Origin of the sequence: Clostridium perfringens ATCC 13124 (assembly GCF_000013285.1) — a bacterium.
Taxonomy (GTDB): Bacteria; Bacillota; Clostridia; order Clostridiales; family Clostridiaceae; genus Sarcina; species Sarcina perfringens.
The window spans coordinates 919,955-942,352 of record NC_008261.1 but is presented as its reverse complement, the minus strand read 5'-3'; the positions used below and the strand labels follow the sequence as shown (position 1 = coordinate 942,352).

Genomic DNA, 22,398 nt, shown 5'->3' with positions numbered 1-22,398 from the left:
TTTTATGTTCTAATATTTAGCTTTAACTTAAAATTTCTTTGCAAGTGAAATAGCCTTTTCTATACCTTCTTCTACCTTTTCCTCAACATTTACGCCCATAACATCTAAATTATCTATGGCAATAGTTTCTATATCCTTAATTCCAAAGAAACCTAATATAGTTCTTAAATATCTATCTCCCATTTCATATGGTGAATTATCATATCCACCACCCCTAGATACTATATGTACTGCCTTTTTGTTATTTAATAAACCAACTGGTCCTTCAGCAGTATATTTAAACGTAATTCCAGAAACACTTACATAGTCAATATAAGCTTTTAGTATAGCTGGAAAACTTAAATTCCACATAGGTGCTGCAATTATATATTTATCAGCATCAGCAAATTGATATGCATATTTTAATATTGAATTATTCTTGCTTTCTTCATCTTTAGGTCCAAATAATTTCCCTAAATCATCAGCTCTTAAAAAGTCTATATTCTCTTTATATAAATCTAATGTTATTATTTCATCCTCTGGATTATTTTTCTTATACTCTTCTACAAAACTATCAGATACTTTAAAAGTTCTTGATTCTCCCTCATTTTTTATATTTGCTTTAATATATAATACTTTACTCATTGTATTCACTCCTTCTAATTTATATATAAATTATTAAAAATTCTCTGTTCCAAACTTATTGTTTCTAAAATCCTCATATGCATCAAGTATTTCTCCTAGTGTATTCATAACAAATGGTCCATGTGAAACAACAGGCTCATTTATTGGTTCTCCACTAAGAACTAAAAATAGTGACTCTTCAGTCAAAGACTCTAGTAAAATCTCTCCCTCAACATTTTCAAATACGATAAAATCTCCTTCTTTACATATTTTATCTTCATTTACTTTAGCTTCACCTTTTAATATAAGAATTGCAGTATTAAAATTTTTTGGTTCACTTAATGTAGTATTACCATAATTCTTTAAATTTATATTATAAAGATTTATATTAGTAAAGGTATTAGCTGGCCCCTTTACCCCATTAACTTCCCCTGCAATTATACTTATTTCTCCTTTATCATTATCAAGTTTTAAAACTCCCATTTCTTCTTTTAATAAAGGTTGATATTTAGGTTCTATCATTTTTTTATCTTTAGGTAGATTCACCCAAAGTTGAACCATATGAAAGATACCACCATTCTTACTAAATTCAGTTTCATGATATTCTTTATGCATAATACCTGATGCTGCAGTCATCCACTGAACATCCCCGGGTCCTATAATCCCATGATTTCCTTTATTATCATGATGCTCAACCTTTCCATCATAAGCAATTGTTACTGTTTCAAATCCACGATGAGGATGAGCTCCAACACCTAATCTAGTCTCTGAAGGCTTAAAATAATATGGTGCATTATAATCTAATAATAAAAATGGTGATAAACGCTCCATACTTTTTATTCCTGTTGGTATATATTGAGATACTCTAAATCCATCTCCAACCATATGTGGTTCTGGCGCTTTAAATATATTTTCTATAGTTCTGAACTTCTTCATTTACTTTGCCCCCTTTTTATCTAAAATAATTTTTATCACTAATTAGTGATAAATACCTAAAAATTTTTTATTTTATATTGATGACTATACATTTTTAAATTTTTTTAATATATTCTTCAATGTGATTTTCTCTTCATCAGTTAAGACTTCAAAAATATTTTTAATATTATTAATATGACTAGGTAAAATATTTTCTATAACCTTTCTACCTTCATCTGTTAATGATATTATACAAGATCTCTTATCTTCTGGATCTGCATTTTTTTTCACTAGCCCATCCTTTTCTAGATTTTTTATAACAACTGTTATATTTCCTGATGTTGTTAAGATTTTTTCGATTATTTCACATATTCTCAAGTCACCTTTATTGTATAGAGCTTCCAAAACTCCAAATTGAGCTATGGTTAATCCACTTTCCTTGATTGTCTGAAATTCTTTTTTATGAATAGTATGCTCTGCTCTTGTAAAGACAACCAATGTTGATAATTCTAATTCATTTTCTTTAATTAAATCTTTTATCTTATCCATGCTTTAAATTTATCACTAATTAGTGATATTGTCAACATTAAATATAATTATTTAAATAAAAAAGCTATATCAAACCAAGTAAAGATTTGATATAGCTTTCTCTTATAATCCGCAGTCTATTTCTACTTCATTTTCAAAATTATATTCTTCATTACCAAATACACCATTTAAGAAGTCTGGCATAAAGTATTTTTTACTCATTTTCTTTAATTGGTCTTTATCAACTATATTATGTCTATTTAAAATTTCTTTAGCTGATTTTATATTATTATTCATTGAAACTTGAATAGCTCTAGCCTCTTCTGAATCTAATTTTCCATTTCCATGATATAAAAACTCTCTTAAGCTTATTAAAGAATCTCTAAATTCTTCATTTAATTTTTCTATAGTTTCAATCTCCTCTCTAGAAAGTTCTCCTTCCCCTATAGCTTTCTTTGGCTCAGCATATAATTTATCTTCAATTAAGAAATAAACATCTTCAGATGAATTCTCAAAAAGATTTCCTAATTCACTTACTTCATAAGCTGAAATATTTTCTATATTATCTAAGTTAAACTTATTTTTAAATTCTTCTACAGTAAATTTCTTTATTCTTAATTCTTTCATATATGTATATCTCCTTTTTGAATATTTTAAATCATTAAATCAATATTCTAATCTCTTATTAAAAATAATAAGTTTATTATATCATTATTAATCTAAAATAAGTACTTATATATATAATAATGCACAGCTTCTTATAATTAAAATTGTAAGAAGTTGTGCATTACTACTTGTTTTCAAATAAGTTTAAACCTTTAAAATTTAACTATTAAGCACATCTTTTATTCAGACTCTAATATTCTTGCAGAATCATTTGTTAGTTTAGTTAAAAAATTATATTCCTCTTCTCCAAGTATCTCTTTATAACGATTATGTAACTTTAATCTGTATTTTTTAATATCCTCTTGTATCTTTTCCCCACTCTCAGTTAGATATATATGAGATAATTTTCCCTCTGATCTTCTTTCCACCAATCCATTTATAACTAGTTTATCTATAAGTCTAGTTATTGTAGAGGGCTTCAAATGAAGTTCTTCACATAATTCTTTTTGAGTTATTCCTGGTTTAAATTTCACCCCAAGAAGTATATATACATATGTTGGAGACATTCCTAATGGTTTTAATTCATCTTCAGCTATTTTAGCTGCTATTTTTTTCAATCTGGTTACAGTAAAAAACAAGCACTGGCAAAAATTTTCTTCAAGCATTATATCAGTCCTAACCTCTTAAAATTTTGTCTATATATTATATTAAATATAAATTTTAAAATTTGCAACTGAGTTCATTCCATTATTTTCAAATAAATAAGGTTTTACTACGCTAATATTTAATAATATATCTATAAAATATAAAAGATTGATTTCTATATTAGAATAAGTTCATACCAAGTTAAATTATAAAATATAAAAAGTTGATTTCTATAAAACATAAAAATCAACTTTTAAAAAACTATATTTATTGTATATTCTTATTTAATAAGTAATTGCTCTTTTGCATGAACAAGAGTAGTAAGTAAGTCATTATATGGTGTATTTATATTAAACTCTTTACCTTTTCTTGATACATAACCATTTATATAATCTATTTCTGTAAGACGATGATTTTGTATTAAATCTTGATGCATTGATGGATAGTGAGCGCCAGCTTGGCTTGGATCATATATTGCCTCTATACCTCTTGCAACCTCTTCAACATCTAATTTTACTCCATATTCAGCTGCAATATCAGCAAATTCTTTTATAATATTACGTATAAGTTGTGGAGCTTCCTTTAATTCACCAAATTCTTTAATATTACAATCTAAAATTGTACATCCACTATTTAAAGTTCCATTTACGCAAGCTTTACGCCATATTGAAAATAATACATTTTCACTATAGTGAGCTTTTAATCCAGCATTACTTAATATATCGCAAATTTCTTTTGCCTCTTTTTCCATACTTGGATCAATATTTTGAACTTCTAGGCTTCCACTTCCTGTTAATACAACATGTCCTGGACCTTTTAACCCAGCTGTCCATAAAGTTACTCCCATAAGTATGTTTTTGTTATCAACATATTTTGCTACAGTTTCATTATGTCCTAATCCATTTAATAGGCATAATACTTTTGTATTTTTTCCTAATATACCTTTTATAGATTCTAACATTGGTTCTAATCCCATAGATTTAGTAAATAATATTATTAACTCTGGAATTTCTTTAGCATCTTGAGGTAGCATTGCTGGTATCTTTACTTTTTTAATTTCTCCATTTTCCTCAACAGTTAATCCATCTTTGTTTATAGTATCTACATGATCCTTCCACCCATCTATTAGCATAACTTCATTTCCAGCTTCATGTAGCATATATCCATAACGTGAGCCCATTGCTCCTGCTCCAACAATTGTGATTTTCATTTCAATCAACTCTCCTCTTTTATCTTTCTTGTAAATTAAATATATTTAAAAATTTTTTCATCATATAAATGTATAACTTTTCTACAGAACCATTCAATAATAAATGCTCCTACAAAAGGTATTACAAAGAATGCCATTATTACTCCAAATATAGCATTTGTAGCCCCTGGAGTATTTATAGCTGCTAAAGGTCCAACTAATCCAACTATACCAAATCCTGCACTATTAGGTGTACCTAATATATTAAATAAATAAGCTCCTATTCCACTTAGGATTCCATTTGCTATTATTGGAACTGCTATTATTGGGTATTTTACTAGGTTTGGCATCATCATTTTCATAGCTCCTAATAATACTGATAAAGTAACTCCACTTTGATTTACTCTTCTTGATCCTGCAACTAAAACTGCTGTACAAGCAGTAACTCCTATAGCTGCTGCCCCAGCTCCTAAGCCAGTTATTCCAATAGCTATACCTATTGCCACAGTTGAAATTGGTGAAATAATTAATATTGAGAATGAAACACTTATTAAAATACACATTAATAATGGCTGTAAAGTAGTAAAGTTATTCATTATATCTCCAATTACTATGGTAATCTGTCTTACATAAGGTAACATAAACATTCCTATAATACCAACTCCAGCGCCAGCTATAATTGGTAGTAATAATATAGTTAAAGATCCTAATTTATTTCCTATTAATCTAATAACAAATACAGCTATACAAGAAACTAACATTATATTTATTAAGTCTCCAATACCAACCATTTGTACGCCAGCTTCAGTAACCTTAAATGCCCCTGAACCTAAGAATACTGCTGCTCCAACTATAACTGATTGCATAGCATTTAATTCAAACTGTAATCCAACTAATACTCCCACAAGCACAGGTACTATAAACTGCATAATATTCACGGCATTATAAAAAGTAGAAAATATAGGTGAAACCCCTATTAGCCCTTTAAAAATTGATCCTAATATTGCATTAGGAATTAACCCTACAACTATCCCTGTTGCAGTTCCTGCCAAAACTTTATTTAAATAATCTTTTGGTGTTAACTTATCTTTCTTTGAAACATTCTTTTGTGTCATATCTCTCTTCTTCCTATTATAAAATTTTTTGTTAATTAAAATCTATAACAATACAAAATTCATTAAATATTATTTCTTTAAAAATATTTATTATTCAAAGTCTTTGTTTATTTTTTATCATTTATATTTTTATAGATTCTCATGTCAAACTCCACTTTTTTATAAATTACTAGTAATTTTTTTAAAATTAATTGTTTTAATGTATAAATACATACAAATTTAAGTTCATTTGTATGTACAACTAATTTTTCTGCTATAAATATATCATAATATAAATATAAATTGCAATACATTTAAGACATAAAAGTTAAAAATATAACAAATTATTTTGCAAAATTCACATTTTAAAAATATTTTCTGCACTTTATATAGTATTTAAAGAAAATTACTAAATTTAAAATGAAAATAGAAATTAATAAAAAATATAGCTGTATGAAAATAATTTATAAGTTACTTTCATACAGCCTTTTGTGGTGTTTTATAATAAAATTATTTTATTATCTCTAAAATTTCTTCTATTTTTTTACTTCCAAAGTAAACATCCTTATTGTTTACTATTAGAGCTGGTACGCTCATTATTTTAAATTCATCTTTTATATCTTTAAAATTAGCTAAATCAATCATTTCAGCTTCTATATTTTTATTTTCTTTTGCTATTCTTTGTGCACTAGCTACAACATCAGGGCATAAATGACATGATAGTGATACACAAACCTTAATATTAGTCTTTTTATCTAATTTCTTTATTTCATCAAGTACTCCTTCATTAATACCTTGACCTGGACCACCTAAGTTATATATAGCTAAAATAAATGAATTTAACTCATGTCCTCCTGGAACACCATGAAACTTAATTCCACTATAATTTTCATTTTCGTCTAAAAGTGCAACTATAGGATATTTATCAGCATTTATCTTCTCTTCAATCTCTTTATTTTCGCCTTTATTAAATATCTTAGCATTAATTTTTTCTCCTAAATCTGATATATCTAGTACTAAGTCTCTAAGTTCTATAGATTTTGTATTATTTCTATCAACTATAGAAACTAAAGTTACTTCATTTTCTATTTTGCTTAAAATTCCTTTTAGCTGAGCTCTTAATCCATCATTTAATAGTGAACTTTTTCTTGATATATTTCCTAAATCATTATTTTCATCACTATTTTTTTCTTCTTGAATATTTTCCTCTTCTTCTAAATATTCATCTTCTATACCAAGCTTTTCTTTTAGCTCTTTAACGTATCTCTCTGCTGTAGTGGCAGCAATAGCCCCATCTGATACAGCTGTAACTATTTGTCTTAAAGATTTTGGACGTAAATCTCCAGCAACATAAACCCCATTAATATTAGTTTCCATATCTTCATTAGTTATAATATATCCTTGCTTGTCTAACTCTAAAATATCTTTAAACAATTCACTTTTAGGGGCATAACCAACGAATACAAATATTCCAAAGGCTCCATCCTCTTTTTTTGCTCTGTATTCAAAAATTTCTCCTGTTACATTATTCTTGAACTTAGCATAGTTTACCATGTCTTTGCCCTTAGCTTCAATTATTTCAGTATTAAATTTCACCTCAATTTTAGGGTTAGAAAGAACCTTATCTGCTATAGATTTTGCACAAGTAAATTCTGGTTCTCTAGCTATTACAGTTACCTTTGATGCAAATCTAGTTAAGAATATTGCTTCCTCAGCCGCTGCAAAACCAGCTCCTATTACAAATACCTCTAATCCTTCAAAAAACTGACCATCACAAGTTGCACAATATGCAACTCCTCTTCCTGTAAATTCTTCTTCCCCTTTAAATCCAAGTTGTCTAGGTGCTGCCCCAGTAGCAATTATTACAGATCTTCCCTTAACTAAACCTTTGTCAGTTTTTATTTCCTTAATATCTCCCTCTAAACTTACTTCAAGGACTTCTCCATTCATAAACTTAACTTTAAAATCCTCTGCCTGAGCTCTCATTTCACTCATAAGTTTAGGACCATTTGTATTTCTAGATCCAGGATAATTAGATATATCAAAGGTTTTATTGACTTGTCCTCCTAATTCTCCCTTTTCTATTATCAAGGTATTCATCTTAGCTCTTCCTGCATATATACCTGCTGAAAGTCCTGCAGGCCCTCCCCCAATAATAACCAAATCATATATTTTACTCATAAATTTACGCCTCCTCCTTAGTCCTTACTATTCAAAATATTTTTAAACTATCTACTTTGAAATAACTTAAAAATATTTTAACTTCAATTGATTAGCATTGAAAATTTGCCTAAAACAAATTATTATAAAACTTACAAACAATATGAAGAGAATATCTAGATAAGCTTTAGAATTTAAATTATTACGGAGAAGATATTACGTTAAGAAGCTGAGACTGTTAATTTTTTAGGAATACAATCTCATAAAATTCGATTGCATAAGTTCAAGAATCCAAATTAAAAAATTTGACTTTCACTTAAGTTTCGAAGCTTTAGTAATATCTTCGGAGTAATAATTATTCAAATGACTCCAATGTAACTAAAGTTCCATTGGATAAGTTCAAGTTTCCAAATTAAAATTTGGACTTTCACTTAAAATCTAGGAATTCTCTGAATATGTTTGTAAGTTTATTGTTATATTTTTACAAAACCACTTTATTTATTTTTATTAAAGTTTTCCTATTAAATCTAAACTTGGTGCTAATGTTTCTTCACCTGGTTTCCATTTAGCTGGACAAACTTGATCTCCATGTTCTGCAACAAACTGAGCTGCTTGAACCTTTCTTAATAATTCTTCAGCATTTCTTCCAATTCCGTTATCATGGATTTCATATGCTTTTATCTCTCCTTCTGGGTTAATTACGAAAGATCCTCTTAATGCTAATCCTTCTTCTTCTATCATAACTTCAAAATCTCTTGCTAATTTTCCTGTTGGATCTGCTAACATTGGATATTTAATCTTTCCTATAGTATCTGAAGCATCTGCCCATGCTTTGTGAACAAAGTGAGTATCTGTTGATATTGAGTAAACTTCACATCCTATTTCTTTAAAGCTTTCATAATTGTCTGCTAACTCCCCTAACTCAGTTGGACAAACAAAAGTAAAATCTGCTGGATAGAATACGAATACTGACCAGTGTCCTTTTAAATCCTCTGATGTAACTTCTTTAAATTCTCCATTTTGATATGCTTGCACTTTAAAATCTGAAACTTTTTTGTTTATTAATGACATTTGCATTTCCTCCTTGATATTTATTTTCAATTGATTCTATTTATCATTTATTTCTTATAATCAATAATAATTATTATTTAATAAAAAGTCAATACTTTTTAGAAAAATTTTTATATTATTTTTATCATGTGTGTGCAATCACATTCAGATATTTTATTATGTTTTAAACTAAGGTTGTAGATTTTCACAAAAGAAATTTAATAAGGAGGGTACTTATGAATAAAGAAATTAAACTAAGAAATGATATTTACTCAGTAGGAGTAATTGACAATAGACCTGTTCCATTTCACAGATTAATATTAGAAAAAGGAACTACATACAATAGTTATTTATTAAAAACTAAAAAGCCAACAGTTATTGATACTGTAGATTTAATATATACAAAAGATTTTTTAAATAATTTAAAAGAGATTATTGATTTAAAAGATATAAGTTACATAGTTATTAATCATACAGAACCTGATCATTCAGGTGCATTAGGTGGACTAGCTAGACAAGCTACTAATGCTAAAATAGTTTGCAGTGAAAAAGCCGTATATCATCTAAAAGAATTATATAAATTACATGATAGAGATTTTATAGTAGTAAATGATGGGGATACCCTTGATATAGGAGGAAAAACATTATTATTTAAAATGACTCCTTATCTTCACACTGAGGAAACAATGATTACATATGATGTAGAAGATAAAATATTATTCCCTTGTGATATTTTTAGTACTCATCTTACTGCCAAGGAACACTTCTCAAGTAAATCAAATGAAGATATTACAGAGGACTTTTTAACTTACTATAAACTTATAATGGAACCACATAGAAAATACATTAGGCCACTGATTGATATATTAAAAGATTTAGATATAGAAGTTATTGCTCCATCACATGGTTATATACTAGATGAAAATATTCAATCATATATTGATATATATGATAAATATAGTAAAGAAACTAAAAAAGGGAAAAAAGCTACTATAGTTTACACTACAATGAGAAATGCAACAAAAAAAATAGCTGAAAAATTCAAATCTGAATTAGAAAATGAGGATATTGAAGTTTATATATTTAATGCAGATAAAAGTACTAAAGAAGATATATTAGCTTCAATAAAAGAATCAGATTCAATACTATTTGGTACTTCAACTAAATATGGAGATTTAATAGGTTCTATTGAAGATATATTAAAAGAATTACCTAAATTAGATTTAAGCAATAAACTTTTAGGTGCTTTTGGTTCATTTGGATGGAGTGGTGAACCTATAGAAATAATTCAGGATTACTTAAACTCTACAAATGGTAATGTTTTAAATACCTCATCAATAATAAAATCTACTGGTATGATTGATGTTCATTTCCCAGTAAGAATTAGATTCTCACTAAATGAAGAATCAGAAAAAGAAGTTGTAAGAGCTGCTGATTATATCAGTTCAATAATATAATCGTTAAATTTTAGGAGGAATTAATTATGAAAAAATTTATATGTGATGTTTGTGGATACATTTATGATCCAGCTGTAGGAGATCCTGATAATGGTGTTGAACCTGGAACTGAATTTAAGGATATACCTGATGATTGGGTTTGTCCTCTTTGTGGAGTAGATAAATCTCAATTCTCTGAAACTGAATAATATTATATTAGTAAAAAGCCTAATAAATCATATAGATTTATTAGGCTTTTTACTTTACTCTGCTAAATCTAATAAAGCTTCTATATCCTTAATTATAATTGCCTTATTTCCATGTAAATTTATTATTCCTGTTTTATCAAATTTAGATAGTTTCCTACTTACAGTTTCTCTAGTAACACCACAGTAGTTTGCCATTTGTTCTCTATTAAGTGGTAACTTTACATATATTCCTTCTTCCTTTTCAATTCCATATCTATTCATAAATTCTACCAACACTGATGCTATTCTCACTTCTACATCCTTAGTTGCTAAATTTTGTGCTAAATTCTCTGCTAAGTTTATTCTATTAGCCATCTCTTCTATTATTTTTATTGATATTTCTGGATTTTCTAAAAGTATTTTATCTAAACTTTTTTTATTTAATACACACATCTTACCTGAAGTTATTGCATAAGCTGAAAAATTACTAATATTACTATTAACAAAAAGATTATTTTCTCCAAAGAAATCTCCTTTGGATAATATATATACTATTTGCTCTTTTCCTTCTTTAGTAATTTTACATATTTTCACTTCTCCCTCTCTAATTAAAAAAAGCTTGTCTGATATTTCACCTTCCCTACATAATGTATCATTTTCATCAAATTCCTTATGTTCTGTCATATGGACTATTTTGAATAGTTCCTCATCTGATAATGATGAGAAAATAGCTATATTCCTAGCACATGGTCCTTTATCTGATGCACAATTACATAATCTAATCACAAATTTATACGCTCCTTTTATCTTTTGGTATTTCATATCAATTTTAACAAATGCTATTAATAACTATCAATACATCATAAGTTTTTAAAAATATAGGCATATAATATTATTAAAAACAAAAGTAGTTAATTCTTAAGAATTAACTACTTTTTATAACATTTTAAATCCAAATTTTTAATATACTAAGTGTTATTATATTAAAATCTAAAAAATAATTATTAAAACTCTTCTTTTCCAAAGAATTCAAAATTAATATTATCTTCTTTAACGCCTAAATCTTTTAAACTATTTCTTATACTTTTCATAAATAAAGTTGGGCCACAAAAGAAAAATTCTCCATTTAAAGGCAAGTTATTTTTTATCCATTCTTTTGTTATAAATCCCTCTTCATCAAAATCTTTACCTTTTATATCACTTTCTAATGGCTCACTAAATATCTTTATTTCCTTAAAATTCTTTACTTTTTTAATTCCTTGAACATCTGAATTTAAAGCTAGATTATCTGAGTTTAATACAGCCTCCACAAAGTATACATCTCTACTTTGTTCCTTAGCTCCATATAGCATTGATAAAATAGGTGTTATTCCTATACCTCCTGATAGTAAAACTAAAGGCTTATTACTATCTTCTGTTAATGTAAATTTCCCAAATGGAGGCATTGCTAATATTGTATCACCTACATTAATAGATTCATGAAAATATCCACTTACCTTTCCATTAGGCACCCTCTTTATTGTTAATCTATAATAATCCTTTTTTGGATCACCTGATAAACTATATCTTCTCATTTCTTTTTTTATAACTTCATCATCAGTTTCTATTTTAAGAGGTAAAAATTGACCACATTTATATTCTTTTAATGGTTTACCATCAGTAGCTCTTAGGTAAAATGATTTTATATCCTTTGCCTCTTCTTCTATTTTAAATATTTCTAATTGTCTAAATCCATTCCAAACATTTTCCATATTATCACCTCATTACACTTATCATAAGTTTATAATTATTAAATAAGTAACAATATATGACTTAAATTAATACTTAATAAAACTTCATATATTGTTACTTACAGTTAAACCTATAATTTTTAATTTATATTTTTATATAAATTTAATAGAGTAAGTAGAAACTAATTTATATTTGTACACCGAAATTCTTAATTTATAGGTTTTATATATTACTTTAGGGTTTTATAAAAATAAAAACGAAAATTATAAGTTTATTTAAATATTATATATATCAAGCTATTAATATTAACATCTTAGTCTTTACCTCTCTATTATAAAGTTATTATATCTACAATAATTGCTCTAAAATATGACTGGCATCACATTTAAAAATTATATTTACCCAAAACAAATCTTTGACTTTAATAATATACTATCCAAATACAAAAATTCTAATTCTTCTATACTCATTGGGATTTTTTAAATTAAATATATTATAATTTCTAATAAATCTAATACCAATTAATATTTTTAGACATAATTTATTTAATAATTAAACATAATAAAATAACATATCTATTAATTCTAAGGAGGTTTTAATAATGGAAAAGTTTGTATGTGATGTTTGCGGATATATTTATGATCCAGTTGTAGGAGATCCTGATAATGGTGTGGCTTCTGGTACCGAATTTAAAGATATTCCAGATACTTGGGTATGTCCACTTTGTAAACTAGATAAAACTCATTTTTCTAAAGTTGAATAATTTAGAAGTCTATATAAGACTTAAGAATACATTCTTAGACTAAAACAGTATATCTAATTAGTTCTATTATAAAAATCAAAAGTTTTATAAAGATTATTATTTATTTAAAGGCTATATTTTAAAGTAAATTTGATTGAAGCTATAAACCACTTATTAATAACTAAATCATTAAGTGAGTCTAAAATCAAATCCGACTTAAAAATATAGCCTTGTTAAAAAATTTTAACTTACTAATATATAATACCCTTTTAACTATTCAGCTAAACTAAATAAAGCTTCTTTGTCCTTAACAATAAGACCCTTATTCCCCTGTAACTTTATTATTCCTAACTTATCAAATTTTGAAAGTCTTCTACTTACAGTTTCTCTTGTTATACCACAATAATTTGCTATCTGTTCTCTATTTAGAGGTAAACTTATGTATATTCCTTCTTTATTTTTCTCACCATACTTATCCATAAATTCTATTAATACAGTGGCTAATCTTGCTTCTACATCCCTAGTAGCTAAAGTTTGTGCCAAATTCTCAGCAGAATTTATTCTATCTGCCATCTCTTGTATTATTTTTAATGATATCTCTGGATTTTTTATGAGTATTTTTTCTAAATTCTCCTTTTTTAAAATACATAACTTTGCATCTGTTATTGCATAAGCTGAAAAGTTGCTAATATTATTACTAGTAAAAAGATTATTTTCTCCAAAGAAATCACCTTTAGATAATACGTAAACTATCTGTTCTTTTCCCTCTTTAGTTATTTTGCATATCTTTACTCTTCCTTCTCTAATTAAGAAAAGCTTATCTGATTTTTCTCCTTCTCTACATAAAACATCATTTTCTTCAAAACTTTTATGTTCAGTCATATTAACTATTTTCAACAACTCCTCAGTGGATAATGTTGAGAAAATAGATATATTTTTAGCACAAGGTTCTTTACATGATCCACATGTACATGTTTTTTCCATTTCTATCTTCCTCCTTACTATTTTATTTATCCTTTTTCTTTATTTAATATTCTACTATAAAACTTAACATTTAATAAAAAAAGAAACATAAAATAGTTTCTATGTTTCTTTTAAACTTAAAATTTATAAAATTATACTAATGTTTATAACTGCTAATATCTTGGGAATAATATATTATTTTCTTTATGAATATGTATGAATAAATCTTTTTCTAAGTCGTGTAAATAATCATATAGTAGTTTAAAACTTATGCATCCCCATTCTGGAACTTTATAATCATCAGTTACTTCTGCTAATTCTTTTAATATATCACCAGCAGCTTCATGTTCATTAACTATGATTCTTATATCCTCTTCTATTTCTTTCTTTTCTTCTTTATCCTTTGCTTGGTCATACTTAATCATTAATGGAAATAAAATATTCTCTTCTTTAAGTAAATGTTCTTCTAATTCACATTTTAGCTTTCCAAAAAGGCTATGAACTTTCATTAAAAGTTCTGGACCATGTGAAAAATGTACTCTAAATACCTTAACCATCAATGGATCTATTTCTTTTAATAATCTGAAAGTCTCTGCATGATGAGTTTCAACTATATGATTAATTAAATCTTCTGAAGATTTTTCTCTCCAATCTACATATTGAGAGTTTTCAAATTTAAACTCTTTGAATTCTTTATTTAAATCTTCAACAAATTTATCAACATCAACACCTTTTTCCTTAAGTGCTAATTCTAAACTCTTACTTCCACCACAACAATAATCTAATTCCATATCATTAAATTTCTTAACAACTGCTGGGTAAACAGTAACAACTTCTCCTAAACTATAATCTTTTCTAATTAACTTTTCCATAGTGCTTTCCTCCTAAACTTTTAATTAAATATTTATAACAAACTATTTTTCTATACATTCTTTTGGAGTAAATGGACAATATCCTATGTCATCACATTTTTCTCTCATATTCTCCCAAAGTTTTTCATCTTTTATAGCCTCTAAAGCTGTTGGATATAAAATATAATTTTCTTTAAATATATGATCCTTAAGTTCAAAACAAATTTCTTTAGATAAAGATTGAAGATTATCTTTAAAGTCTTCAAAATCAAGATATTCAACTACTTTTATTAATTCCTTTAATCTTCTCTTTTTTTCTCTTAATTGATCATGTTCTAATCTCATTATTCTTGTTGGACCAGTAATCTCTCTCTTTTCTAACTCTGGAAATAATACATCTTCTTCTCTCTTATGATGAAGTTCTGCATCTAAAATACCTTGTACTATTTCTAAAGCCTTTGAAAATTCTTCCTTTTCCTTATTATACTTATCCATTTTTACTATCTCATTAGTAACTGCTTCAAGATCTTCTAATAATGCTAATATCTTTGTATGCTCTTCAACTAAAGTATCTAAGACATGCCCCCTTGATATATTGCTTTTTAATTTTTCAAGTTCATCCTTAAGAATCTCCATATGTATATCACATAAATGTCTTAATTCACTAGGCTCCATACCATCATCTATTAAATTTTGTTCTGCAATTGATAATTCTAACGGATCAATTGACTTTACAATATCTAATCCTTCTTCTCTTAATTCTTTAGTTATACCTTCTTTATTTATTCTTCTTAAAAAGTCAGTTAACATTTTGATTCTTTCAGAATCAATAACCTTTGCTTGTCCATTTTTTAATATTACTTTTTTATTTTCCATATATAAATTTCAATAGCATAATAAATTTATGCTAACTACTTCCTCCTATAAATAAAAATTTCTTATTATTTATTTGGCTTATCGCCTCTCTCTTATGATGCTATTATAATTTCAAAGTGCTTATCTTAAATATGACCGGGGTCACATTGAAAAAATTAAATAAAAAAACTGTAGAATATTTAATCTACAGTTTTACCTTTTATCTTATTTTCGTCCATACGTAATAAATAATGATGGAACCTTCAAAAATGATTTTCTTAAATTATCCTCTTTAAAAAATTCTGATATTTTTGATTGAATTTTTATATAATTCTCTGCATAAACTTTGTTAATACTCCTATTCATAATTTTAGTATTCAATACTATTATCAATTTCTTTTAATATTTCTACAATATTATTTAAATCATATTGTTCATCTAAATTTGTGAAAAAATACATTCTTCGGTAGTTATTAGATAATTTATCAGTGTTCGAAACTATATTTGATAATACTAAATCATAATTTTTGTTTTTATTATATATCTCTATATTTATATCGAATTTTTTTCTTAAATAATCATTTAAGTTAATAATTTTAGGTATTAAAACTAAATCTTCATTATATGATAATATACCTATAGTTATTGAATTTTTAATTTTTCCATTTATATAACTTAAAGTAATAATTATTACAAATTTAAAGAACTCATCATTTGTCTTATCATAGCCATCTAAATTATGTAATTTTAATAATAAATTTTCAACAAACTTTATCCTAGACTGATTTGAAAATTTATTTAAATAATATTTTCTTGTTATATAGTCATTTGAATAAAAAATTCCTTTAAAGAAATAAAATCTATAACATATACTTAGTATATTTTCTTTTAAAATATTATTTATGTGTATAGGATTTACATATAATTGTTTAATTTCATTAATTATAAAATCATATATTTTATAGGACTTACTATTTTTAAACTCGTAATTTTTGTAAATAAAATCAATGGGTAAAATATTGAAGCTCAATAAAAAACATGTTGTTATATAGGCTAAGTATTGATTTAAACTTTTATTCAAATAAATTTCTTCAAAAAATTTTCTAAAATCTAAGAACAATCTAGTATTATTTAAGCTTTCTATAACTTCTTTATGAAGATTAACAAATTTATAATCTTTTTTAAAAAAGGAAAATCCTTTATTAATGGTAAATAACCATATACTTAACCGATATTTTTGTTTTGAATTTAAAGAGATATTAAATTTTTCATAAAAAAAAACAACTAAATTATTACATAAAAAACTTTCACCATTTAAAATTACTCCAGTATTTATAAAAAGCAAATAAAAAAAATATATAATTTGAATCGGTGATCCTATAAATTTAAATTTTTTTATACATATATCAAAGTTATGTAAAATGTTATTACATTCAATAATATTTTTATTTAAAGTAGATTTACTAATATTCAATTCATTACATATTTTTATAGTACTTAACAGTGATGAATTTTTTTCAAATAAATATTTAAGAAGCCTAAACTTTAAGGAGTTTTCTATTAATTTTGATGTTAATTTATCTAAATTAAAATGTTTATCACATTTTAATAAAATATAATTTTTAGTACATATTATCTGAGTATTTTTACAATTATTACTCTTTAATAAGAATTCGATTTCCTTTATATATGATCTTAATGTAGGGAATGAAATATTTAAATTGTTACACAGATCATTTTTAGATATTTTTCCATTATTAAAACAAATTTTTTTTAATATACTTAATTGAATTCTTTTTGACCTTTCTAATAATTCCTCTTTAAACATTTATACTCCTTTCATAAAGTATTAAATTTTCATTTTTAAGAATCTTTTTAAATTTAAAGTGCTTCTCAAATTTAAATTGTATTGAAAATTTATTTCGCACACAAAAATTTATTTAATCTTATCTAATTACAAAAAAAATTTATGATATTATATACAATTTTTTGTAACTAATTTTATAAAAGATTAAGATATAATATTTTATAACTTAGAATGAAAAGAGCAAATCAAAGTATTAATTTTTGATTTGCTCTTTTCAATTTATTTTAAATAACATCTAACATATTTAAATTAAGTATTTTATTTCCTTTTATTTAAAACCTTACTATTAAAACTATATATTAAACTTAAAGCCATACATAGTGTCCCTATAAGTAAGAAAGGGTACACTCCGATACCGCCAGATGACGGAAGCTTATATATTTTAGCATTTTTAATACTAATAACTTGTCCATTTATACTAGCAAGTGCTTTTACATCATTCTCATTATCTATAACAACAGTATTATCTTTAAAATGGAATAATATTTCTTTTCCACTTACAGTATATCCCTTTGGTGCCTCAGTCTCCTGAATAAGATATTTATATTCTTGTCCTGAATTAAGATTATCCCATTCAATTCTACCTTCATAATTTGATACTTTTTCACTTATTAAATAATAATTTACACCATTTCTTACTAGCTTTTTATCATTTTTATAATTTTCATCATTAGTATAAAGTGAAAATTTTGCTCCACTTAACTTTATTCCTTGATTTATTGCATCTACTTTATCTATGTATACAGCCGATTTCAACTTTTTATTTTTTATACGAATAATCTCTTGATTATTCCACTTTTCTACATCGTTGCTTTTTAATTTATCCCAAGGAATTGTTACTACACCAGTATTATCAACTACAATTGGTCCTATGTCTTCCTTAATTTGTTCATATCCATTAGGAGCAAGAACTTCTTTTAAATAGTAAGTACCAGGTTCAATCTCATTAAATTCTATTTCTCCCTTATCATCAGTTTCTTTTACTAAAGGTTTGAAATTTTTATCATTAGCTTTATTTAATTCAAATTTTGCTCCACTTAAAAATTTAGCATCAGCTTCTAACTTTGCATCATCAGTTTTCTTTATACATATACTATTAACTTTATTACTTACCGTAATAAATTCTACTTCATTTCCATCTTGTATAGCCTTTCCATTATTAATCTTAAAATTAATAAAGTCTTTAGATAAAATATATCCTTTTGGTGGGGTTATTTCTTTTAACTTATACTCACCTTCTGGTAAATACCCAAGACTTACCTCCCCATTTTCTTTTGTTGTAAAAGAGCCTAATTTTTCATTTATAGAATTATAAAGTTCAAATTCTGAATTAGCTAATGGCTTTGATGTTTCACTTGATATCTTCTTTAATTTAACTTCTATTGATGGTCTTTTTCCACTAACAGAAGGTATTACAAAGTCACGAAAAATATTTGGTTCTTTATTATTAGGGTTTAAAACAGTTCTTTTATTAGCTTGATACCAAAAATCCCCATTAAAGTCAGGGTTGCTTGTATTTAATCTTACTTTATAATTTAATTCAACCCATTCATTTTCACCTAAATTTAGTCCTGTAAGAACTATCTGTCTATTTTTTTCGTTATATCCTACTTTTACACCTTCTAATAACTTATTATTAGATGCCGTTAACTTATAATCCTCATTATTAAATTCTCCATTTTTAACAATATAAACCATATCACCCATAGGATCTATAACAGTACCATCATTTATTGAATTCTTTATTTTATCAATAATTTTATTAATAATCTCATCAATATCATCAACATTTTCATTAACAAAAGCCTCAGCAGGACTAGAAGAAATTGATTCTAAGAATTTTTTTATTTCTGGAAGTTCAACAACACCTTCAGCATTATAATATTTTCTATAATCATCCCATTTATATACTTCTTTTTTAAGTTCTATCCCAATAGTGTAAATATTAATGTCCGGATTTTCCTTTTTAATATTCTCTGCTTCTAAAGTAGTTGGAAAACCATTATTCCATATTGATTCATTTTTATTTATTGAACGATTTAAAGCAGAATATACTTCTTCTCTAGAATATATATACGGCTTTTGAGTTTTAGTATTAAAAAAGTATGATGTCCCAAATCCACGTACACCAATACCATTATATTGAGTGTTATAGTCAAAAATAGCTTTTTCATTTCCTCCAAACTCTTTTAAAAGAAAAGAAAATGTTGGTAACCCATCAGTAAGATGAATAATAATTTTTTCATCAGCATCACTATTTTTTAAAAGTTCTATTGCTTTCAATAATCCTTCTTGAGTAAATGTTCCCCCTACATAACCATTATTTCTCTGATTTGGAACAGTAGTAGGTATTTTATTATAAATCTCTTGAATATTACTAGTAAAATTTAGATAACACTGGTTACTTGTATAACCTTTATAAACTGTATATTTATTATCCCCTATAGATCTATCAATTAAATGATAATACCTTCCATCTAAAATTGTTGAGGCATAAGTAACAAGCGCATAACGTGTATTATTAGTATTTAGCTTATCCATAACATTTTTAATTTGTTCTTTAATCTTTATTGCACGATTATTTGTTGTCATAGAATTTGAATTGTCTAAAAGGAAAACCACATCTTTTTTTAAAGATTGATTTTTTTTCCCCTGAATCTTTAGATTAATGTCAAATACATTATCTTCATCTGTTGTATAAGCTTTCTTTGTTAAATATCCTTCATTATATTCTAATGGTTGATTCTTGCCATATACACTTTTGTTTATTTTATTTTTATTGCTTACATTTCCATACTCCCAATTTACTGGCCATGTACCTTGATTATTATCAGTAGTGTAATTAATACTACTTTTATTGTTTAATATTTCATTATTGAAATTATTATACATTTCTGAATTTAATACTTTTTCAACAGACATGCTATCAGACTTTTCTTCTGCTTTTGTTAAATTAGTAGGCAATAAAATACTTAAAAATATAACTGTCATTATTAAGCTTATAATTGACATTAATTTTTTGGTATCTATACCCTTACTATTCATAAATTAACTCACCTCCATATTTACTCCACTTATTAATGAAAGTATAGACAAAATTGTTAAACCTAATATTAAGACACTCCTTGAATAAAATTAAGTTAAGCTAAATAACATATTTTTTAATTTATAATTGTTTTAGCTTAGTAAAAATATTATCACTCTTTTCTTTTTTTAGATTTATCTATTACTATCTTATTAACAATAATAATTGCTATTAAGCTAACTAATATTAAGAGTATATAACTATAAATTTTCTTATTTTTATTAGAATTGTCTATGTCTATATCCCTATTTTTTATCTCTTTGGAATTATTAAAATGGTTCATTCGTTTCCCCCTAACCAATAACCTATGACTATTTACTCCATATGGTGTACATGTAATTAATGTAACAAGGTCTTCTCCTTTTTCTATAGATAGCTGAGAAAGATCTGATGGTAATACAACTGAAATTTTATCAACTTTATATTCAAGCTTTTTATCTAAAACTTGAATATAAAATAAATCATCTTCTTTTAACTTATCTAAATCAGTAAATAAACGTGCATTTGTAAAACCACTATGTGATGCTAAAACTGCATGGGTTCCTTCTCCACCAACAGGAAGCGAAGTTCCTTCAATATGTCCACACCCATTTTCAAGAGCTTCCTTTCCAACCCCATGCCAAATAATTAGTTTTTGATTTATTTTAGGTATTTCTAGAATCCCCATAACGCCATCATTATTAGGATTAAGTAATGAATAATATACATTATCTTTTGAATATTCATTATTACTAAATACATCTTTAACCGTATTGACTAAATGCTGTTTATTATACTCTATTGCTTTATTTAAAATTCTATCTTTTTCAACAGTATTTTCTTTGGAGATTTTATCACTATACTTTACTTCTAATTGATTATTTACATGTTTATTCCACAAGTCGCTAATAGTTGGATAAAAAAATATACTAGCTCCAATAAAGAAAATTAAAAATGAAAAAATTAAACTTAATTTATTATTTTTTTTGCTCATAAAATTAATCACTCTTTTCGTCTTTTTTTAATAAAGTCAAGTAATTTAACTAAAATTAAAGCTAATAATATTCCTCCAATAATACATGCAATTTCTACTATTAAGAAATACGGTTGTACATTTTTTACTTTTTCTTTCTCTTGAATTTCTTCTTTTTTATCGTATGGAACTCTATGACCACGAACTAATAATCTATGTGAGTTAATTGAGTACGGTGTACATGTAAATAAAGTAGCCAAATCTTCACCTTCCTTAATTGCTAATTCAGAAGTTTGCTCTGGTTCAACAACTAATATTTGATCTACTTTATATGCAAAAATTTCACCACATACATGAAAATAGAATAAATCTCCTTCTTTAAGTTGATCTAAATCAGTAAATAACTTAGCACTTGGCAATCCCCTATGAGCTGAAATAACAGTATGTGAGCTCTCTCCACCTACAGGTAACGAACTACCAAAAAGATGACCAGCCCCCTTAGCCAATACTTCATCTGTAGTATAATGATAAATTGGTATGTTAACATCAATTGATGGGATTTCAACACTTCCAATTATTCCATCATTATTTATATTTAGTAATGATTCATACTCCTTATCTTTAACACCATTTCTAACGGAAAAAGCATCTGGTACAACCCCACCAATTAATGTTTCATTGTACTTTCTAGCATCATCTATTTTCTTTTTAATTTCATCAGGTTTTATTTCTTTAACAACATTATCATAATTAGCAATTAATTTATTAGCCCTATATTTATTCCATTGATCACTTATCAATGGATAAAAAGCTATGCTTAATCCAAGTATAAATATTAAAACAATATAAATCTTCTTAACGCCTTTCAATATTTCCTCCTATAGAAAAAATTCGTACTAGAATTACCTAGTACGAATTTATTTAATTACCTAAGTAAT

The 22,398-nt window shown here is 25.9% G+C and carries 21 protein-coding genes and 1 pseudogene; 3 read left to right on the top strand and 19 right to left on the bottom strand.

The features are described from left to right. Window positions 1-27 precede the first annotated feature (27 nt). The 9 genes from CPF_RS03930 to ahpC form a co-directional block, all read right to left on the bottom strand. Entirely contained in the window at window positions 28-624 is a 597-nt protein-coding gene (locus tag CPF_RS03930; RefSeq protein WP_004460381.1) for an NAD(P)H-dependent oxidoreductase, read from the bottom strand. Window positions 625-657: 33 nt separating this feature from the next. Then, entirely contained in the window at window positions 658-1,539 is an 882-nt protein-coding gene (locus CPF_RS03925) for a pirin family protein (RefSeq protein WP_011590372.1), read from the bottom strand. Between the two features lie 84 nt (window positions 1,540-1,623). Then, window positions 1,624-2,067 carry a MarR family winged helix-turn-helix transcriptional regulator gene (locus CPF_RS03920; protein ID WP_003480535.1) on the bottom strand — a complete coding sequence of 148 codons (444 nt, stop codon included), beginning with the start codon at window positions 2,065-2,067 and terminating at the stop codon, window positions 1,624-1,626. A gap of 102 nt (window positions 2,068-2,169) precedes the next feature. Next, the gene (locus CPF_RS03915; RefSeq protein WP_011590371.1) at window positions 2,170-2,673 is read right to left on the bottom strand and encodes a hypothetical protein; all 504 of its coding nucleotides are present in this window, start codon (window positions 2,671-2,673) and stop codon (window positions 2,170-2,172) included. Between the two features lie 218 nt (window positions 2,674-2,891). After that, the gene (locus CPF_RS03910; RefSeq protein WP_003461590.1) at window positions 2,892-3,317 is read right to left on the bottom strand and encodes a MarR family winged helix-turn-helix transcriptional regulator; all 426 of its coding nucleotides are present in this window, start codon (window positions 3,315-3,317) and stop codon (window positions 2,892-2,894) included. 260 nt (window positions 3,318-3,577) lie between these two features. Beyond that, window positions 3,578-4,507 (bottom strand): 2-dehydropantoate 2-reductase, encoded by a 930-nt coding sequence (locus CPF_RS03905; RefSeq protein WP_011590370.1) that lies wholly within the window; start codon window positions 4,505-4,507, stop codon window positions 3,578-3,580. A gap of 35 nt (window positions 4,508-4,542) precedes the next feature. Further along, the gene (locus tag CPF_RS03900) at window positions 4,543-5,601 is read right to left on the bottom strand and encodes a PTS transporter subunit IIC (protein ID WP_003480523.1); all 1,059 of its coding nucleotides are present in this window, start codon (window positions 5,599-5,601) and stop codon (window positions 4,543-4,545) included. A 489-nt stretch (window positions 5,602-6,090) separates the two neighbouring features. Then, the gene (locus CPF_RS03895; protein ID WP_011590368.1) at window positions 6,091-7,761 is read right to left on the bottom strand and encodes an FAD-dependent oxidoreductase; all 1,671 of its coding nucleotides are present in this window, start codon (window positions 7,759-7,761) and stop codon (window positions 6,091-6,093) included. Between the two features lie 486 nt (window positions 7,762-8,247). Further along, on the bottom strand, window positions 8,248-8,811 hold the full coding sequence (gene ahpC, locus CPF_RS03890; RefSeq protein ID WP_003453100.1) for an alkyl hydroperoxide reductase subunit C: 564 nt from the start codon (window positions 8,809-8,811) through the stop codon (window positions 8,248-8,250). A gap of 215 nt (window positions 8,812-9,026) precedes the next feature. Between ahpC and CPF_RS03885 the strand changes: the two genes are divergently transcribed. Together CPF_RS03885 and rd are read left to right on the top strand one after the other, a co-directional pair. Continuing rightward, entirely contained in the window at window positions 9,027-10,247 is a 1,221-nt protein-coding gene (locus CPF_RS03885) for an FprA family A-type flavoprotein (protein WP_003453014.1), read from the top strand. A 26-nt stretch (window positions 10,248-10,273) separates the two neighbouring features. Then, window positions 10,274-10,435, top strand: a complete 162-nt coding sequence (rd, locus tag CPF_RS03880) for a rubredoxin (RefSeq protein ID WP_003452884.1) — start codon at window positions 10,274-10,276, stop codon at window positions 10,433-10,435. A 54-nt stretch (window positions 10,436-10,489) separates the two neighbouring features. Here the strand turns inward: rd and CPF_RS03875 are convergent, their stop codons facing one another. Together CPF_RS03875 and CPF_RS03870 are read right to left on the bottom strand one after the other, a co-directional pair. Next, window positions 10,490-11,200, bottom strand: a complete 711-nt coding sequence (locus CPF_RS03875) for a Crp/Fnr family transcriptional regulator (protein WP_003461384.1) — start codon at window positions 11,198-11,200, stop codon at window positions 10,490-10,492. 218 nt (window positions 11,201-11,418) lie between these two features. Next, window positions 11,419-12,165, bottom strand: coding sequence for an FAD-binding oxidoreductase (locus tag CPF_RS03870; protein ID WP_003477104.1), 747 nt, complete (start codon window positions 12,163-12,165; stop codon window positions 11,419-11,421). 581 nt (window positions 12,166-12,746) lie between these two features. Here CPF_RS03870 and CPF_RS03865 point away from each other — a divergent pair. After that, the gene (locus CPF_RS03865) at window positions 12,747-12,908 is read left to right on the top strand and encodes a rubredoxin (RefSeq protein ID WP_003453030.1); all 162 of its coding nucleotides are present in this window, start codon (window positions 12,747-12,749) and stop codon (window positions 12,906-12,908) included. 252 nt (window positions 12,909-13,160) lie between these two features. On the opposite strand, the gene CPF_RS03860 is transcribed toward CPF_RS03865, so the two are convergent. From CPF_RS03860 to CPF_RS03830, 8 genes and pseudogenes are all read right to left on the bottom strand, one after another. Next, window positions 13,161-13,871 carry a Crp/Fnr family transcriptional regulator gene (locus CPF_RS03860; protein ID WP_003468866.1) on the bottom strand — a complete coding sequence of 237 codons (711 nt, stop codon included), beginning with the start codon at window positions 13,869-13,871 and terminating at the stop codon, window positions 13,161-13,163. Between the two features lie 152 nt (window positions 13,872-14,023). Beyond that, window positions 14,024-14,722 carry an iron-sulfur cluster repair di-iron protein gene (ric, locus tag CPF_RS03855; RefSeq protein ID WP_011590367.1) on the bottom strand — a complete coding sequence of 233 codons (699 nt, stop codon included), beginning with the start codon at window positions 14,720-14,722 and terminating at the stop codon, window positions 14,024-14,026. Between the two features lie 42 nt (window positions 14,723-14,764). Then, window positions 14,765-15,577: a DUF438 domain-containing protein gene (locus CPF_RS03850; RefSeq protein WP_011590366.1), complete on the bottom strand. Its 813-nt coding sequence runs from the start codon at window positions 15,575-15,577 to the stop codon at window positions 14,765-14,767. A gap of 349 nt (window positions 15,578-15,926) precedes the next feature. Continuing rightward, window positions 15,927-16,637 (bottom strand): hypothetical protein, encoded by a 711-nt coding sequence (locus CPF_RS15080; protein ID WP_233419479.1) that lies wholly within the window; start codon window positions 16,635-16,637, stop codon window positions 15,927-15,929. A gap of 267 nt (window positions 16,638-16,904) precedes the next feature. Then, window positions 16,905-17,384: pseudogene (locus CPF_RS15075) on the bottom strand (helix-turn-helix domain-containing protein); the annotation flags it as partial. A 297-nt stretch (window positions 17,385-17,681) separates the two neighbouring features. After that, complete coding sequence (locus CPF_RS03840; protein ID WP_011590364.1) at window positions 17,682-20,468, bottom strand: vWA domain-containing protein; 2,787 nt, start codon at window positions 20,466-20,468, stop codon at window positions 17,682-17,684. Window positions 20,469-20,620: 152 nt separating this feature from the next. After that, the gene (locus CPF_RS03835; protein ID WP_011590363.1) at window positions 20,621-21,481 is read right to left on the bottom strand and encodes a class C sortase; all 861 of its coding nucleotides are present in this window, start codon (window positions 21,479-21,481) and stop codon (window positions 20,621-20,623) included. Window positions 21,482-21,489: 8 nt separating this feature from the next. Continuing rightward, window positions 21,490-22,329 carry a class C sortase gene (locus tag CPF_RS03830; protein WP_011590362.1) on the bottom strand — a complete coding sequence of 280 codons (840 nt, stop codon included), beginning with the start codon at window positions 22,327-22,329 and terminating at the stop codon, window positions 21,490-21,492. Between the last annotated feature and the right edge of the window lie 69 nt (window positions 22,330-22,398).

Bases quoted from the DNA above. Each gene is read 5' to 3' on its own strand.
- CPF_RS03930 (WP_004460381.1), bottom strand. From the start codon at position 624: ATGAGTAAAGTATTATATATTAAAGCAAATATAAAAAATGAGGGAGAA.
- CPF_RS03925 (WP_011590372.1), bottom strand. From the start codon at position 1,539: ATGAAGAAGTTCAGAACTATAGAAAATATATTTAAAGCGCCAGAACCA.
- CPF_RS03920 (WP_003480535.1), bottom strand. From the start codon at position 2,067: ATGGATAAGATAAAAGATTTAATTAAAGAAAATGAATTAGAATTATCA.
- CPF_RS03915 (WP_011590371.1), bottom strand. From the start codon at position 2,673: ATGAAAGAATTAAGAATAAAGAAATTTACTGTAGAAGAATTTAAAAAT.
- CPF_RS03910 (WP_003461590.1), bottom strand. From the start codon at position 3,317: ATGCTTGAAGAAAATTTTTGCCAGTGCTTGTTTTTTACTGTAACCAGA.
- CPF_RS03905 (WP_011590370.1), bottom strand. From the start codon at position 4,507: ATGAAAATCACAATTGTTGGAGCAGGAGCAATGGGCTCACGTTATGGA.
- CPF_RS03900 (WP_003480523.1), bottom strand. From the start codon at position 5,601: ATGACACAAAAGAATGTTTCAAAGAAAGATAAGTTAACACCAAAAGAT.
- CPF_RS03895 (WP_011590368.1), bottom strand. From the start codon at position 7,761: ATGAGTAAAATATATGATTTGGTTATTATTGGGGGAGGGCCTGCAGGA.
- ahpC (WP_003453100.1), bottom strand. From the start codon at position 8,811: ATGTCATTAATAAACAAAAAAGTTTCAGATTTTAAAGTGCAAGCATAT.
- CPF_RS03885 (WP_003453014.1), top strand. From the start codon at position 9,027: ATGAATAAAGAAATTAAACTAAGAAATGATATTTACTCAGTAGGAGTA.
- rd (WP_003452884.1), top strand. From the start codon at position 10,274: ATGAAAAAATTTATATGTGATGTTTGTGGATACATTTATGATCCAGCT.
- CPF_RS03870 (WP_003477104.1), bottom strand. From the start codon at position 12,165: ATGGAAAATGTTTGGAATGGATTTAGACAATTAGAAATATTTAAAATA.
- CPF_RS03865 (WP_003453030.1), top strand. From the start codon at position 12,747: ATGGAAAAGTTTGTATGTGATGTTTGCGGATATATTTATGATCCAGTT.
- CPF_RS03860 (WP_003468866.1), bottom strand. From the start codon at position 13,871: ATGGAAAAAACATGTACATGTGGATCATGTAAAGAACCTTGTGCTAAA.
- ric (WP_011590367.1), bottom strand. From the start codon at position 14,722: ATGGAAAAGTTAATTAGAAAAGATTATAGTTTAGGAGAAGTTGTTACT.
- CPF_RS03850 (WP_011590366.1), bottom strand. From the start codon at position 15,577: ATGGAAAATAAAAAAGTAATATTAAAAAATGGACAAGCAAAGGTTATT.
- CPF_RS03840 (WP_011590364.1), bottom strand. From the start codon at position 20,468: ATGAATAGTAAGGGTATAGATACCAAAAAATTAATGTCAATTATAAGC.
- CPF_RS03835 (WP_011590363.1), bottom strand. From the start codon at position 21,481: ATGAGCAAAAAAAATAATAAATTAAGTTTAATTTTTTCATTTTTAATT.